This window comes from Photobacterium frigidiphilum, from assembly GCF_003025615.1.
In the GTDB taxonomy this organism is placed as follows: Bacteria; Pseudomonadota; Gammaproteobacteria; order Enterobacterales; family Vibrionaceae; genus Photobacterium; species Photobacterium frigidiphilum.
The window spans coordinates 186,430-199,035 of sequence record NZ_PYMJ01000008.1; the positions used below are offsets into that span (position 1 = coordinate 186,430).

9 protein-coding genes are annotated in these 12,606 nt (G+C 43.2%); all 9 read left to right on the forward strand.

Annotated features, from left to right (window positions below; translation table 11 throughout):
- The first annotated feature begins 39 nt into the window (after nt 1–39).
- The 9 genes from C9J12_RS10580 (at nt 40) to C9J12_RS10620 (ending at nt 12,605) form a co-directional block, all read left to right on the forward strand.
- Nucleotides 40–1,401, forward strand: a complete 1,362-nt coding sequence (locus C9J12_RS10580; RefSeq protein WP_107242678.1) for a type VI secretion system contractile sheath domain-containing protein — start codon at nt 40–42, stop codon at nt 1,399–1,401.
- Entirely contained in the window at nt 1,398–1,823 is a 426-nt protein-coding gene (tssE, locus tag C9J12_RS10585; protein ID WP_107242679.1) for a type VI secretion system baseplate subunit TssE, read from the forward strand. Before C9J12_RS10580 ends, tssE begins: the two co-directional genes overlap by 4 nt.
- Nucleotides 1,816–3,594, forward strand: a complete 1,779-nt coding sequence (tssF, locus tag C9J12_RS10590; RefSeq protein ID WP_107242680.1) for a type VI secretion system baseplate subunit TssF — start codon at nt 1,816–1,818, stop codon at nt 3,592–3,594. Before tssE ends, tssF begins: the two co-directional genes overlap by 8 nt.
- On the forward strand, nt 3,576–4,559 hold the full coding sequence (locus tag C9J12_RS10595) for a type VI secretion system baseplate subunit TssG (protein ID WP_107242681.1): 984 nt from the start codon (nt 3,576–3,578) through the stop codon (nt 4,557–4,559). The genes tssF and C9J12_RS10595 overlap by 19 nt, the downstream gene beginning before the upstream one ends.
- Before the next feature lie 8 nt (nt 4,560–4,567).
- A complete protein-coding gene (gene tssH, locus C9J12_RS10600) occupies nt 4,568–7,180 on the forward strand; it encodes a type VI secretion system ATPase TssH (RefSeq protein ID WP_107242682.1) in 2,613 nt (870 codons plus the stop codon).
- Between the two features lie 154 nt (nt 7,181–7,334).
- Complete coding sequence (locus C9J12_RS10605; RefSeq protein WP_107242683.1) at nt 7,335–8,489, forward strand: D-alanine--D-alanine ligase family protein; 1,155 nt, start codon at nt 7,335–7,337, stop codon at nt 8,487–8,489.
- A gap of 8 nt (nt 8,490–8,497) precedes the next feature.
- Nucleotides 8,498–10,696, forward strand: a complete 2,199-nt coding sequence (locus tag C9J12_RS10610; RefSeq protein ID WP_107242717.1) for an MFS transporter — start codon at nt 8,498–8,500, stop codon at nt 10,694–10,696.
- Nucleotides 10,693–11,841, forward strand: coding sequence for an ABC transporter substrate binding protein (locus C9J12_RS10615; RefSeq protein ID WP_107242684.1), 1,149 nt, complete (start codon nt 10,693–10,695; stop codon nt 11,839–11,841). Before C9J12_RS10610 ends, C9J12_RS10615 begins: the two co-directional genes overlap by 4 nt.
- Nucleotides 11,838–12,605: a substrate-binding periplasmic protein gene (locus C9J12_RS10620; protein ID WP_107242685.1), complete on the forward strand. Its 768-nt coding sequence runs from the start codon at nt 11,838–11,840 to the stop codon at nt 12,603–12,605. Before C9J12_RS10615 ends, C9J12_RS10620 begins: the two co-directional genes overlap by 4 nt.
- The last annotated feature ends 1 nt before the right edge of the window (nt 12,606 follow it).

The following is a 12,606-nucleotide window of genomic DNA, read 5'->3' on the forward strand; positions in this document are numbered from 1 at the left end:
GGGATGAAAATCTCCGGATAGCTTTGAATTGGACAGTCGATGAAAACTCATAATAAAACAACAGTGTCCCCCCTTCTATCTGCTGATTTACCGTGGCAGAAGCTATTAAAGCTTGCTCAAGGCGAGGCGACTGTCCAATTCAAAGCTTTATTAATTCAAGTAATAACAAGCTTAGATGACTTAATCAGCCAACAACTCAATGAGGTGATGATTCATCCACATTTTAAGCAACTGGAATCAAGTTGGTTAGGGTTGCAGACGTTGACACACCTGCCTGTATCGAATCGCCGCGTAAAGATCCGTCTTCTCGATTTTAGTTGGGAAATGGTCTCTAACGATCTCAATTACTCCTTCGATATAAAACAGACAGCGCTGTTTAAGAAGTTGTATTCCAATGAATTTGATACCGCAGGCGGAACGCCATATGGAATGGTGGTCGTTGATCACCGCGTTACATCTGATTATGGCGATGACGGTGAGTATGATGATCTTTACACATTACAGCTGTTAGCTGAATTGGCCGAACGCTCGTTATGCCCAGTGGTATTAGGTGTTGATGAAGATTTTTTTGGTGATGATATCAATCGCCAATTACACGATAGTTCACGTGCTAAGCGTATTTTAGACAGCCGTGATTTTATTTCATGGCAACTATTACGTGATAACCCAGCATCACGTTTTTTGCATCTTGCTCTGCCTGAATATTTGCAACGCGAACCTTATCATCATTGTGTGGCTGGCTTTATTTATAACCAGCCAAACACAAGGCTGCATTCGTTGTGGGGCAATAGTGCGTACTTGTTAGCGATGAATGTTATTCGTGAATTTGATCGAATTAGTTGGTTTGGTTTTTTACGTTCATATAACGAAACGGGTTTATATGGTGCGATTGCTCAAATGGATCAGCCCTTGTGCGGCAAGGTTGATATTTATGCTGAAGACGATGGTTTTTGGGCTGAACAAGGTTTTGTCCCTTTGTCGAGCTTGTATCTCACCGAGCAAAAAGGATTCTTTAGCAATCAGTCTGTTTGGAAAGCTAAAAACGATACGGAGCGAATGCTTGGTATGTTGCAAACCAATTTAATGGCATGCCGATTTGGTCACTATATAAAAGCTCAAATTCGTGATCAGGTTGGGCGTTACGACAGTGCTGAAGATTGTAAGCGTAGTTTAGAGCGTTGGTTGCAGAATTACATCAGTGAAGTTGATTATGGTGAAGACTCCATTATGGCGCGATTTCCGCTAAAAGCTTGTGAAGTTCGCATTGAGCAAGATCCACGAGACAACACAAGGTACCAATGTCAGATCATGCTTCAACCTCAATACCAGTATGAAATGATGGACGCGCAAGTTGTACTTAAAGCGTCAGTATCGAGCCAAGAAGTTGGAGAGTCGGCATGAGCCTAATGGCAAAACTTGATGGTAGCTGGCAAGACGATATTGATGGGCTGCGCGATGCCATTATAGAAAATGTATGTGCATTGATTTCTAGTCGAGCTCCGATTTGGTCTTCTGTTGAAGGCGAAGCAAATCTAGTGGAAGGTTCGATCGTGCATATAGGTCTAAGCAATACCACTCGTTCACAAAGCAAATCAAATAGTGATGTGTTGGTCGCTGATATCGCTGAACTGATCCGTTTATATGAACCACGATTGGCTCAGGTCGATATTGAACTTAATGAACAATCAGCAGGAACTAATCAACTGCAATTTCGAATTTCCGCAATTATGCACTCACAGCAAGGCGATGAAGCGATTGTTCTGGATTCTTTGCTAGATTTCAGTCGAAATAAACTTGATGTAAGGAAGTCGAACCTTGTCTGATTCATTGCTGCAATACTTTGAACAAGAGCTGAGTTTTATTCGTGGCGAAGCAACTCAGTTTGCAGATCGTCATCCTAGTTCTGCTCGCGCTTTAGGTATTACAAAGGATGGTGTTGACGATCCACAAATAACGCGCTTAATCGAAAGTGTGGCTCTGTTAAATGGTCGTTTACAAAAGCGATTAGATGAGTCGTTCCCTGAATTAACCGATAGTTTAATTCGCTTGCTCTTTCCACACTATTTACGCCCAGTTCCATCATACAGTGTGCTCAATTTTGATGTGACTAGCGACGCCAGTGCAACACACAGTATTCCGGCAGGCACAGAATTTGAAATTGGTGATACCAGCAATAAAGCACTGTTTCGTACCACCAAAGATGTTGATTTATTTCCAGTTGAAATTGAAACAGTAAAGGTCGCATTCGCACCATTTGAAACGGTAAAACCAGCAGGGGCCGAACAAGCGAAGGCTTTGATTGAAATCACTATTTCAGCAGTCGATGAAGGCATTGATATTTCTTTGCTCGCGATGGAAAGCCTTAACTTGACTCTAAAAGGTGAAAGCAGTTTTGCTCTAAAGCTGTATGACTTATTGGTTCATGGTACTTCTCAAGTTTGTATTCGAACCCAAAAGAGTACTCATATTCTGGGTAAGCAATCAATCCAACCTATTGGCTTTGATGTGGATGACACGATATTGCCTTATCAGGCTGCCAGCTTCGGTGGTTTTAAATTATTGACTGAATTTTTTGTATTTTCAGACCGGTTCAATGGTTTTACCGTGCAGCTTAATCAGGCATTAAAGGATTGTGTGAGTAACCGTTTTACCCTGCAAATTTACGTTGATGAATTAAGTGTCGATGTTGCACGAAGCCTATCTACTGAGCACTTTTCTCTGTTTTCAACCCCGATCGTTAACTTGCATCACATGGTAGCAGATCCTGTTGAAATAGATTTTTTACAAAAAGACTATCCGATAGTTCTTGATGCGACACAAGTTCAAGACTTAGAGCTTTTTTCAATAGATGAAGTTATCGACGTTACAACGTCTGATCTCGTCACTATCCCTCAAATATACGGCGAAAAATACAGTGGTTCACAAAGCGGTTTACGCTGGCAGTTAGTGCAAAAGTTACATGAAAGCGGCGAGCTAGAGAGTGCATTGAAGGTTGCCGATCTCGAACATAGCAGTCTAAAAAGCGAAAAACAAACTTGGCTAGTTAACGCGACAGTGACCAACGGTAGCAGAGTGGGCTCTTTGCCGATAAATAGTTCAGTCGAGTGTATGGAATCGATCACGATCCCCGCTGAGATGAGCTTGCTTCGTCGCCCTTCGCTGCCCATTCGTAGTAAGGATAACAGCACTAATGTGTGGTCATTATTGTGCCATCTTCACTTTAATTATCACGCCATTCTGGGCAGTGACGATCCAAAATCAACCTTAAAAAATGTATTTGAACTGTATAACCACAACCACAGTTCACAAAACCAGCTCTATATCGAATCTTTAGTTGCAATAGATCAAGAGCAAGTGGTGGCGCCGATCCGAGTTTCAGGTCGAACGTGTTTTGCCTATGGAACCAAAATTACAGTGACACTCGATCCGACCAATGTTAACGGCGGAATTACCATGTTTAGCCATCTACTTGATCACTTTTTTGCTTTCTTTGCGGGCTTTAACAGCTTTACCCAAGTGGATATCAAATTTGAAGGCCAAGATGCGTTGTATATCACCTTCCCGAGGAGAACCGGATGCAAGAGTCTCCTCTAGTGCGTTTTGATGCAATGCAAAACCGTTCGGATCTTGAGCGGGTATGGCAATGGTTCAAGCACAAGGCGGATCATTTAGGTGTTCGTCCTAATGTTAGGTTCAGTGTTGAGCAGCTACCCGCTCATTATCATAGCCAAGTTACGCAAGTGTATGCGGATCGCGCTAATCATTATGTGGTGAAGACTTCTCTATCTGGCCTTTCTGGTAGCCAAGCCAGCATGCCTCGTTCCATGTATCAACAGGCACTAGTGACCAAATTTGACTTGGGTAATGAAGCGGCGGTTGAGTTTTTTGACACATTCAATAATCGCTATTTTCGCCTCTATTGCCAAGCGCAGTTAAAGCACGACTTAACCAGTCAAATGGAAGAAGAAACGTTTGCTTGGAATCGTCATCAACATTCGCTGACGTCTATGCTGGCGAGCTTATGTGGTGTGGCAGAGAATAGTGAGTTTTTACCGCAACAGCATCTTATTCAGTACACCGGATTGCTTGGGTTGAAGCTCACTTGTCCTATCTCGATGAAGGCACTGCTAGAAGACTATTTTGAAGCGGAGTTTCAAATTGATCATAGCGAACTTGAGTATCAGCCGTTGACACCATGTTCGTTAAGTAAGTTAGGGAAGTCTGGTCAGAATACACGACTGGGAATGGGAGCGTTGCTGGGTAAAACGACGCCAATGTTAGGTCAAAAATTGAGTATAAAAATTCGCCCGAAAGATTATCGCCACTACTTGGCTATCCGCCAAGATAGGAAAATGATCAAAGCTATTGATCATTTAGTGCGCAGTTACATGGGTATCAACATCAAATACAACTTATACATGAGCGTAAATAGCCAGTATTTACCCCGAGTCAAGCTTACTAGCATTGCAGAGGAAGGGGTAAGGATAGGGCAGTCGGCTTGGATGAATAGTCGAGAAAACAAAAAGCAATATGTAGATATGCCACTCACGATTAGTTAGGACAAATAATGATAAACATTGAATTACAAAGTCTGGTAAAGCGACTTGCACCAAACGTGAAGGCATCGTTAGAGTCTGCTGCTGGCGATTGTGTAAAACAAGGGCATTATGCAGTTGAATTAGAACATTGGTTCATTCAATTGTTACAACAGTCGTCTCAAGGTTGGTCTGCTGCAGTAGATAAAGCCGCGATAGCGAAAGAGCGCTTAATTGAGCAGTTACAAGACAACTTATCTACATTCGGTCGTGGTAATGATGCATCACCCGCTTTATCGCCACAGTTAGTCGAAATGATTAAAGACGCGTGGATGATCGCATCGCTAAATCACGCTCAATTAATGGTAAATGAATATCACCTACTGTTGGTTCTTAAGCAACGCATTGAGCAAGGGGCTTATAACGGCCCATTAAGCCAATGGCTAAAAGTATTGTCGTCTGAGTGGTTAAAAACTCAAGCGAAGGTCGCTACAACCCCCAGTAACCTTGAGTCGACGTCGGCCCAAAGCATGGAGCAATCACTTAACGCCGCAGGCACGCCAGCGCTGGATAAGTACTCGCAAAATTTAACCGAGGCAGCTCGAAATGGTCAGCTAGACCCTATTTCTGGCCGTGGTGACGAAATTCGCAAGTCTATCGATATCTTGTGTCGTCGTCGTCAAAATAGCCCGATTTTAGTTGGCGATCCAGGGGTTGGAAAAACGGCTATCGTGGAAGGGTTAGCGCAACAAATTGTCGACGGCAACGTGCCGCCTGCGTTGCAAAATGTAGAATTAAGAAGCCTTGATCTGTCACTACTACAAGCCGGCGCAAGCATAAAGGGTGAGTTTGAAAACCGCTTGAAAGACGTTATCAATGAAATTAAGCAATCAACAACGCCAATCATCATGTTTATTGATGAAGCTCATACCCTCATTGGAGCTGGTGGCGCTGCCGGACAAAATGATGCTGCGAACATTCTAAAACCAGCTCTTGCGCGTGGTGAGTTTCGTTCACTTGCTGCTACAACGTGGGCTGAATATAAGCAATATTTTGAATCTGATGCTGCGTTGACTCGCCGTTTTCAAGTCGTTGCCATTGATGAACCCAGCGAAAATAACGCAGTACATATGCTACGTGGCGTTAAAAAGAGCTTAGAAAAACATCACAATGTGAAAGTGATGCAAGAAGCCATTGATGCTGCGGTATCACTCTCTGTTCGTTATCTACCGGAAAGAAAGCTCCCTGATAAAGCCATTAGCCTGTTAGACACCGCGTGTTCACGGATTGGTTTAAGTCAAAGTGCAACCCCAAGTCTACTGGATGCGATTGAAGAGCAAATTCAGTACACCAGAAATGAGATCGAGACCTTACTTCATGAAGCGGCTTTATGGTCGATTGAAGATGGTCGCATTGATATTGCGCAGACTCATTTAGTAGAACTAGAGCTGCGTCGAGAAGGATTAGCTGGTCGCTGGGATCAAGAGAAGCAGTTAGTTGAGCATATCATTGAGCTGCAAAATGAACTTGATGGACTGTACGTTGAAGGAAACGACATCGCTTTGCACCCGAGCAAAGCCCTGCTAGCCGAAAAAATGGCGGAACTGCGTAACATTCAGGGTGAGCAGCCATTGGTGTTACCACAAGTATCGCAACAAACTATTGCTGAAGTGATTGCACTTTGGACTGGTGTTCCTGTTGGTAACATGCTGGCTGAAGAAGTGGATTGCCTCATGCACCTTGAAAGCCACATTGGTGAACGTGTGATTGGTCAAGTCACGCCTATTGCCGAAATATCTCAAGCGATTCGTATGTCTCGTGCTGGCTTAACCGATCCTCGTAAACCTGTCGGTGTATTCCTGATGTGCGGGCCGAGTGGGGTGGGTAAAACTGAAACCGCTTTGGCGTTAACCGACATTTTATATGGTGGTGAGCGCAATATTACCACTATCAACATGACTGAATTTAAAGAAGAACACAAAGTTTCGATGTTGCTAGGTTCTCCTGCTGGTTACGTTGGCTATGGCAAAGGCGGCGTGTTGACAGAAGCCGTGCGTAAAAATCCTTACTCAGTTCTGTTGCTTGATGAAATGGAAAAAGCACATCCAGGTGTTCACGATATTTTCTATCAAATTTTTGATAAGGGTTCTATTTCTGATAGCGAAGGTCGAAATGTTGATTTTCGTAACACCATTATCATCATGACATCGAACGCGGCAGACAGTGCCGTCGTTAATGCTTGTGTGAATGAAAGACCTGCAGTTCCTGAACTCACGCAGGCAATCTTCCCTGAATTACAGCGTTTCTTTAAACCGGCATTCTTAGGTCGAGCGACGATTGTTCCTTATTTTCCTCTTGATGATGAAGAGATGGCGAAAATCGCGCAATTATCACTACGACGCATAGAGAAGCGTGTGACAGCTCATTACAACGCGACGTTTACTTACGAACCACAAGTCATTGATTTATTAATCTCGATGAATCAGTCGCCGGAAACTGGTGCTCGTGCGATTGAACAGTTGATCAATCGACAACTTATGCCTGAACTCGCGAATCAGTGCATCGTAAAAATGAGCCAAGGTGAACTTATCAACTCAGTCAATATCAGTATCGATAATCATCAGTTCCAAATAGATATTGAGTAAATACAGTCACTCTAACAATGAGTGATACGAGATGGATGGGTCCGTAAGTGGTCTGCCATTTATAACGATTATAAAGATAACTTTTTTGCTATTCGACTATTCACTTGCTTTGGCAATTTTGGTCTTTGAATGGCGCTTGTTGTAGGTAAATAAAATGCAAAACGAAGTATTTTCACTCACTCAGTTAGAGTGGATCCGTAATAACCTTAAGATTGCTGTGATTCACGGTGGTGATAAGTCGCAAACACAAAGCTATATTTTTGAGAATTTGAGCCCTCGTTCGACGAAGACTTATGCGCCTGTGGCGCATGATATCGCCAATGCGTTACGTGAATCTGGCTTCGGTTCAGTTGAAGTTTTAGCGGAAGACATTCACTTAGCTAAGCAACTAGAAAGTAAAAAAATCGATTTAGTGATCACTAATAGTGGTGGACTGCAAGGTTTTGATGCTATGTGCCACTTGCCGTCGACATTAGAAATGTTAGGTGTACCTTATGTCGGTCATTCGCCAATGACTGCTGGCATTTTAGATAATAAACACCTGTTTAAACATGAAATTAAAGCGGCAGGCCTGCCAACGGCACCATTTATCACTATCGGCATTGATGAAGATTTTGATAGCGAAAGTAACCAGCAAGCACTTGATGATATTTCGAGTAATTTCCCGCATGGATTTGTGGTTAAACCCGTTTCTGGCCGTGCTTCGATACACGTTTATCCGGTATTCGATCGCGCAGACCTTAAAGCAGTCGTAAGCAAGGTGAAAAACGCGACTAATAACATCGTGATGATCGAACCATTTCTGCCAGGTCGAGAGTTTGTGGTTGCCGTTGCTGGGGAATATATTTTTAAAAATGGCGAATTGACTCAATCGACAACGCCATTAGCCTTCTCAATTACAGAGCGCATATTAGAAGCTGACGAACCTATTTTTACCTCGATGGATGTAAAACCCATTACTCAAGATCGCTTAGTGGCGGTCAATGAGCCAGCCTTACGTGCACAGTTAGCGGATATTGGACAAAAAATTTATCGGCAATTGGGATTGCAAACATTAGTACGCGTCGATTTACGTATGGACGAAGTAGGCAACTTGTATGTTCTAGAAACCAACCCTAAACCTGATCTTAAACGACCTGAAGGCAGTAAGGTTAGCTTAGTCTGTCATGATTTGGCACGCGAAGGGATGAATTACTCTGATCTTATCCAATCATTGGTTTTCAACCGTTTGTCATTTTTAAAGTCAAAACGTCCAATGGCGCTCAAACACTGTTTTAACTTACAGTTTGATCAAATGGCTGGCGTTTAAACGTGAGTTTGCAGACTTTGAGACAACATAGCCGATTGATTTTAGGCGCTTTATTGGTTTTCGTTTCGTTATCACTTATTTTTGTGGTTGGTTATGCGCAAGCATTGAAAGGTTACCAACAACAAAGCCGCGACGCCGTATTGGCACAAACAGAAGCGGCGCGAATTGGTTTAGAGCAAATCTTAAGTTCTGGCGTACCCCTACAAGATATTGCTGGGTTAGAGAAAGTGCTGTCGCCGATTGTAGATGCGGATCGTTCCGTGGTAGATATTCGCGTTATCTCTGGTCAGCAAGAGCTCTATCGTTATACCACCGATAATTTTGAGGCCAGTCGAATATCGATACCTCTACGTAATAAGTTTACTCAGGTAGGCTCGCTAGAGGTTTTACTCAGTGACGTAGAAGTGACAAAAGCTATCAACGAAAGTTTTGCTCCGATGGCGTGGTTAATCGCTATTTCAGTCGCATTATTTGTCTTTATGGTTCTGCAAAGCCAACAAGCAAAAATCTATTTTACAGCGTTTGGTGTCGTGTTCATCGCGATGTCGTTCAGCGTCATTTTGATGGTAGGGGCTTTATATAAATCAGGCTTAGAAAATAAAGCCAATTCAATGGCTAATATTGTTACTCATCGTTTATCCCCAGTGCTTAATCTCGGTATCGATCCTGAACGAGTGAGCGGCATGGATGAGATGTTGGCAAGTTTTCGACAGGCGAATGATGAAGTCTCCAGTATTACTGTCGAGCACCAATCTCAGGTTATTGCTCGTAGCGCCACTGACGGTGAAATGATGGGAGCCGAGAGTGTGGCTCAGTTCCCTATTTCAGATTCGATGGGTAATCAAGTAACGATCTCATTTCATCCTAAAGTGCTGTTGTCTCAGTTGATTAATATTCTGAAGAATTTTGCGATTCTTTTTGCTGGGTGTGCGTTTATTTGTTTTGCTTTTATCCGACTACTCAGCCGTTCAGATAATGACAGTCAGGCGGAAGTGGTATTGGCACAAGTGAAGCCATTACTGTTAGTGACGGTATTAATGGAGTCGTTAATGGCTCCAGTATTACCTCAATATCTGGCGGATGTAGCGCTAGCAAATGGCTTAGATGCGGGGTGGACCTCTTATTTCTTTACCCTGTACTTTGTGGGTTTTGCTTGTTCTCTACTACCAGTATCGAGATTGGTGGAGCAATTTGATATTCGCCGCGTATTAGCGAGTGGCATCGTGCTATCTAGCTTTGGCTGCTTGTTGTTAATGTACGAGGAGTACCTAGCGCTTATTTTGCTTGCTCGCTTTATTTCAGGCGTCGGCCAGGCAACGATTTTTGTGGCGATTCAAGCGTATATTTTACGATTTAGCGATAAAACCAATAAAACTCAAGCTGCCGGAATCATTGTGTTTTGTTTTAATGCGGGCTTTATTTCTGGTGCGGGTATTGGCGCTTTGTTAGCGGATGCGCTTGGTATCAACGGAATCTTCTTATTATCGGCATTGGTCGGTGGTTTGATGTTTGTGTTTAGCATGGTGTTACCTTCAATGGTTCCTGATAAGCAGATGGGTGGAAGTTTACGCGACTCTCTTCAGTCTATGTTAAGTGGGTGTGCTGCTTTACTTCGTGTCCCTTCGTTTATGCGCACCATGGTGTTGGTCGGTATTCCAACCAAGATGATGCTGACTGGCGTAGTGTTTTTTGCAGTGCCTATTTTACTTAGCGAAAAAGGCGTGACGAAAGAGAGCATTGGCCAAGTATTAATGGCTTATGCTTTCGCTGTTTTGTTTGTTAGTGGCAAAGTTGCCCCGATGATTGACCGCATTGGTTCAACTAAATGGGCGTTGTGTCTTGGTAATCTTATTGCGTCTATCTCTCTGGCTATGCTTGGCACCGTCTTCTTAGTACAAGATAGTGCTTACGCGGTTCTAATCGCGACAGGATCAATGCTGGTTATGGGGTTAGCTCACGGTTTTGTAAACGCCCCTGTCGTCACCCATGTTGTGAATACCACCAGTGACAATGATGCCAACATGGTTGCGACCACGTATCGATTTTTAGAAAGACTCGGTCATGTATTAGGCGCAATTGTGGTAGGGCAACTTTTGATGCTTGTCGGTAACAGTGCAACATTTTGGGTGCTAAGTGTTTTCTTCTTAGTGGCGAGTGGTTCGCTTTGGTTATTTGACCGACCAAGCAAGCAAGGAGCCAGCGCATGAGAATTCGCCTTCTAATATCGATGTTAAGTGTGCTTGTGCTGCCGTTGATATCTTTCCCAGTATCGGCTGATATTCCCGACTGGTTAGGTGCTGATTTAGAGGTGTCGACCCAACTCGCGTGGGAAACGACAACTAACGAGCAATATGTCGATTTTATTCCGCGTAATAAATATCCGAAAGTGTGGGTATTGGTTTCACGTAAAGCCAATTCGTATGACACGGCATTAGCCACCATGCTCAATGTATTTAGACGTGAGTTAGGTAATGCGACTTTTCGAGTATTCCTGCTTCCCGCAACAGACGATGCGATCATGCGATGGACAAAACTGGCGGAAAGTAAGGCCGATTTGATTTATACCGTTGGTTCTAAGGCAACCGTACAGCTGCATGAATTGTACGCGGGCCAGCGACTACCAGTGGTATCAGTCAATGCAAAAGATCCGGTTTTACTTGGATTAACGAATAATTATCTCAGCAGCAATAACAACTTTGCGTTTACGTCATTAAACCTTCCTGCGGATATTACGTTGAATTTTCTGCTTAAATTCAAACCTGAATTAAGCCAAATTGGTGTGTTGTACGCGAAGAAAAATACCAGTGCTTATCTCACTCAATATTTACCGTTAAAGAAAGAAGCACAAAAACGAGGAATTGAAGTCGTCACCTTCGAAGTCGATGAAAGCCAAGCGGATTCTTCATTAAAAATGGTCATGCAATCCCAAGTGAAGCAAATGCAGCTCTTAGATCCAAACCAATCAATCTTATGGCTAACCGGTAGTTCAAGCCTTTTGGACCGAATTGACGAAATTAATCAATTGGCCGAAGGCATACCGCTTCTGACTGTCGTACCTGATGCGGTGAACAACACTGAGCAAAGTGCATTGATGTCTGTTGGTGTCAGCTTTGAGAATAACGCGCATCAAGCGGCTCTCTATGGGGTCAGAATTTTGCGAGATGGCGTCTTGCCGCGAGATCTGCCTGTGGGCGTATTATCGCCACCAGATATCTCGATCAACTTTAAGCAAGCTGAAGCAATTAAAGCGCAGATCCCATTCGTGTTAATCGAAATGGCAAGCGATCTTTATGCCCCAGATGGTAATGCTATTCGCGCTGCGGGCATGACAATGCGGGGAGAAATTCAATGATTGGTTTACATAATCTAGTTCGATGTTCGCTACCTATTTATTTAGCCAAATGGCTGAACCGCAATATTGTCATCATTTTTGCCTTGTTAGGATTGTTCAGTTATTCACAACTGGCTTTCGCTTATGGAAAACCAGAACGTTTACTGCTCGCTACGCAGGAATGGTTCCCTTATCAATACCAAGAAAATGGTGTGATGAAAGGACCAGGAATAGACAAAATTAAGTGCGTAATGCGTGCGATGAAACAGCCTTATCAAATAACAATGACAAGTTGGGATAGAGCTCAGCTATTGACAGAAGTGGGTGCTCAACATGGGTTCTTCTTAGCGTCTCATAATGTTAAGCGAGACGAATATGCTATCTACTCAGACCAAATTGAACAACAAAATTGGAGCTGGTTCTCTTTATCTGATGCCACGGATGTTGATAGTGCGATGTTTAAAAGCCAAGTTGAAGTCGTTGCCCTATTTGGGTCAAACAAATGGTTTTGGCTGCAGAAAAATGGTTATCGCGCATCGATGAAACCACGCAGTGCCAAAGCGATGATTGACCTGATGTTAAAAGGGGAGGTCGGCGCAATTTTAGGCAATGACGCAGTGATAGAAGAGACCATTAAACAGATGGGAATTAGCTATCGAGCGATCTCAAAAACACGGGTGAAATCGCAACCGTTAGGCGCATATTTTTCAAAGTCATTTGTAAAAGAATATCCACAATTTGTTGATGAATTTAACCGTGCTACACAACAGTGTAAGGGGAACTAAC

What these genes read in the sequence shown, in the direction of transcription:
- C9J12_RS10580 (WP_107242678.1), top strand. Translation starts at nt 40, where the DNA reads ATGAAAACTCATAATAAAACAACAGTGTCCCCCCTTCTATCTGCTGAT.
- tssE (WP_107242679.1), top strand. Translation starts at nt 1,398, where the DNA reads ATGAGCCTAATGGCAAAACTTGATGGTAGCTGGCAAGACGATATTGAT.
- C9J12_RS10595 (WP_107242681.1), top strand. Translation starts at nt 3,576, where the DNA reads ATGCAAGAGTCTCCTCTAGTGCGTTTTGATGCAATGCAAAACCGTTCG.
- tssH (WP_107242682.1), top strand. Translation starts at nt 4,568, where the DNA reads ATGATAAACATTGAATTACAAAGTCTGGTAAAGCGACTTGCACCAAAC.
- C9J12_RS10605 (WP_107242683.1), top strand. Translation starts at nt 7,335, where the DNA reads ATGCAAAACGAAGTATTTTCACTCACTCAGTTAGAGTGGATCCGTAAT.
- C9J12_RS10615 (WP_107242684.1), top strand. Translation starts at nt 10,693, where the DNA reads ATGAGAATTCGCCTTCTAATATCGATGTTAAGTGTGCTTGTGCTGCCG.
- C9J12_RS10620 (WP_107242685.1), top strand. Translation starts at nt 11,838, where the DNA reads ATGATTGGTTTACATAATCTAGTTCGATGTTCGCTACCTATTTATTTA.